The sequence below is a fragment of the Rhodococcus sp. (in: high G+C Gram-positive bacteria) genome (genome assembly GCF_049299235.1).
Classification (GTDB): Bacteria; Actinomycetota; Actinomycetes; order Mycobacteriales; family Mycobacteriaceae; genus Rhodococcus.
Genome location: NZ_JBAQXC010000101.1, coordinates 1 through 3,044, shown reverse-complemented (window position 1 = coordinate 3,044; position 3,044 = coordinate 1). Strand labels below are relative to the sequence as shown.

Annotated in this window: 2 protein-coding genes and 1 pseudogene; all 3 read left to right on the top strand. The window is 70.1% G+C overall.

Annotation, left to right across the window (positions count from 1 at the left end; genetic code table 11):
• The coding region (locus WAX14_RS05885; protein WP_422627154.1) for a DUF2397 family protein at positions 1-369 on the top strand (369 nt) is incomplete at its 5' end.
• Positions 366-1,760 (top strand): TIGR02678 family protein, encoded by a 1,395-nt coding sequence (locus tag WAX14_RS05880; RefSeq protein ID WP_422627153.1) that lies wholly within the window; start codon positions 366-368, stop codon positions 1,758-1,760. The genes WAX14_RS05885 and WAX14_RS05880, both read left to right, overlap by 4 nt.
• A pseudogene (locus WAX14_RS05875) lies at positions 1,757-3,044 on the top strand (TIGR02680 family protein); the annotation flags it as partial. The gene WAX14_RS05880 and the pseudogene WAX14_RS05875, both read left to right, overlap by 4 nt.

The following is a 3,044-nucleotide window of genomic DNA, read 5'->3' as shown; positions in this document are numbered from 1 at the left end:
GCGGAGACCGGTCGCCGACCGGCGGCGGGTGCGCCCGGGCGGATTGCCCGCAACGATGCCGGGGTCCGGCGACTGCGGGACGTGCAACTCGAGAAGCAGCGACGGCGGGCGGTGGCGGCCGAGTCGCTCGCGGCCGGTGGGGTGCGGGAGCGGACATTGTCGGAGCCGGAGGTGGAGGTGCTGCTCGATTTACTCGATGCGGCGTTGTCGGCGCGGGTTCCGGTCAGTGGCCGGGTGCGCGGTGGTGCGGCGTCGTCCGGTACGCAGCACGGCGTGACGTTGACGTTGCGGACGAGCGACGAGTCGACGGTGGTGCACACGGCGCGGGGCCGGTTGTATCTGGACGGTCTGTCGGTGGAGGTGCAATGAGAGCGCGGTCGATCGCGTCGGTCGAACTCGATTCGTATCAGCGGGCGGCGCGGTTGGTGTTGACGCATCATCTGGTGACCGGTGCCTTCCCGGATCCGGCGGCGTTGCCGGTGGTGCGCCGCTGGGCCACCGAGTTGCGGGAGGATCTGCTGGCCACGTTCGGGTATCGGCTCGAGGTCACCGAGACCACGGCCCGGGTGTTCACTGTCGCCGATCGGCTCGATCCCGGTGCGGGAACGGCGACCGGTACCGGCCGGCCGTTCGATCGGCGCCGCTACGCGTATCTCGCGTTGGCGCTTGCTGCGCTGGGCCGGGGGGCCGGGCAGATCACCCTGTCCGAACTTGCCGAACACGTCGCGTCGGAGGCTGCGCGGGTCGACGGCGTCGATCTCGACACCGAGCGCGGCTCGGATCGTGATGCCTTCGTCGATGCCGTGACGTGGTTGTGTGCGCGCGGTGCGATCGTCCTTGCCGACGGTGATGCCGGTGGGTGGGCGAGCGACCCGGGGAGCGGTGAGGCGCTCTACGACGTGGATCGGGCAGTGGTGCACGCGCTGTTCCGGCCGCCGCGTGCGCTGCAGCACGTCGAGTCGGTACGGGGACTGCTCGGCGGCGGTGCCGGTGCCCCCCGATCCGATCTCGGCGAGGTGCGGCGGCGGGTGCGGCGTGCGCTGGTGCAGCGTGCGGTGGTGTATGCCGACGACCTCGACGAGGACGAGGCGTTGCAGTTGGCGCTGCGACGCACCACCGATGACGTGGAGTTGCTGACCGGGTTGGTGTGCGAGCGCCGCGCCGAGGGGGTGGCCTTGGTCGACACGTCGGGTCGGCTGTCCGATGTTCGGTTTCCGGGTGCGGGCACCGTCGCGCAGGTCGCGCTCCTGCTGGCCGGGGAAATGTGTGATCGGATCCTCGATGGTGACGCCCCACCACCGGTCCGGGTGCCCGCACCCGCGGGCCGGCACGATGCGCTGGTGGCGGCGGTGGACGCGGCGATCCCGAGGTCGACGGTCTTCGCGCTGTTGTCGGAGTCCGGATCGGCGGGTGATTTCGGTGACGAACCCGGTGTCGCACCCGACCGGATACCGGTGGAGCATCCGCTGCTCGAGGATTCGTGGCTGGCGGGCACGGTGGGCCGGCTCGTCGGCATCTACGGGCGTACGTTCGCCGCGCAGTGGCAGGCCGATCCTGCCGGATTGGCCGACGCCGCGGTGGCGATGCTCGACAGTCTTCGGTTGGTGCAGCGGGTGCCCGGGGGTGTGCTCGCTTTCCCTGCGTTGGCCCGGTTCCGCGGTGCGACGGTCAGCATCCGCGCGCGCGATCCGGAGTTGTTCACCGACACCGGCACCCCGACTGTCCTCTCCCCCGACTCGACCCCGACGGAGTTGTCATGAGCAGCACCCGATTCCGCCCCGTCCGTGCCGGGATCATCAATCTGTGGGACTACCGCGATCAGGAGTTCTCGTTCGCCGACGGCCGGTTGGTTCTGCGCGGACCGAACGGGTCGGGGAAGACGAAGGCCCTCGAGGTGTTGTTCCCGTTCGTGCTGGACGGGCGGATCGAGCCGCGGCGCCTCAACCCGTTCGCCGGTGAGGAACGCACCATGCGCTCGAATCTGCTCTATCGAGGTCAGGACAGCGCGTATTCGTACGTGTGGATGGAGTTCAGCCGGGGCCGCGCGGATGACCCGGAGTCGGTGACGGTCGGCGTCGGGATGCGTGCCACCCGGGGCAACGACAAGGTCACCCGGTGGCATTTCGTCGTCGACGGCCGTGTCGGTGTGGATTTCTCGCTGCTCGACGACGAGGACCGGCCGTTGACCCGCAAGCAACTCGTCGACCAGGTCGGTGCCGATGCGGTCTGCGATCGTCCGGTGGAGTACCGGGCGGCGATCGACGCACGGATGTTCGGGCTCGGCTCGCAACGCTACGACCAGTTGATCAATCTGATCCTGACGTTGCGGCGGCCGCAGTTGGCGAAGAATCTCGATCCGAAAGGGTTGTCGCAGGCCTTGACCGACGGTTTGCGTCCGTTGGACGACGACCTGGTCGTCGAGGCGGCGCGGTCGTTCTCGGCGATCGAGGAGGTCGAGCGGACGTTGGAGTCGCTGGCCGCGGCCGACGATGCGGCGCAGCAGTTCGTCAAGGTGTATTCGCGGTACGTCCGGGTGCAGTCGCGGGTGGCGGTGGAGAAGGTCACGACACGTCTGGGGGTCGTGGAGTCGGCGGTGCAGGCGCTGCAGGATGCGGCGGTCGCTCGCGCCGAGGCCACCGCGGCGCGCAGTGTCTCGGAGGAGCAGTTCGCGACCGCGGAGCGCGAGCACGAGCAGGCCCGCGCGACGCGGGATGCGCTGCACCGGTCGAGCGCGTACGAGGGCAAGCAGCAACTCGACGATCTGGCGTCGGTGGTGGCGAATCTGGAGCGGACCACGGCGGCGCAGGCGGATCAGGCGGCCCGGACGCAGACGGTCGTCGCGGATCGGGTGCGTGATCACGAGACGGCCGGTGCGGTGCTGGCGACGGCGACGTCGGCGCGGCAACGCGGGGAGGACGGGCTTTCTTCGGCCGCCGAGGATGCGGGTATCGAGTGGCCCGGTCTCGGTGGGCTGGAGCGAACCGAGCAGGTGACCGCGGCGGTCGAGGCGCTCGCGGAGGAACGTGACGGTGCGGTGCGGGCTG

Coding starts and splice junctions, on each gene's coding strand:
- WAX14_RS05880 (WP_422627153.1), top strand. CDS start 366: ATGAGAGCGCGGTCGATCGCGTCGGTCGAACTCGATTCGTATCAGCGG.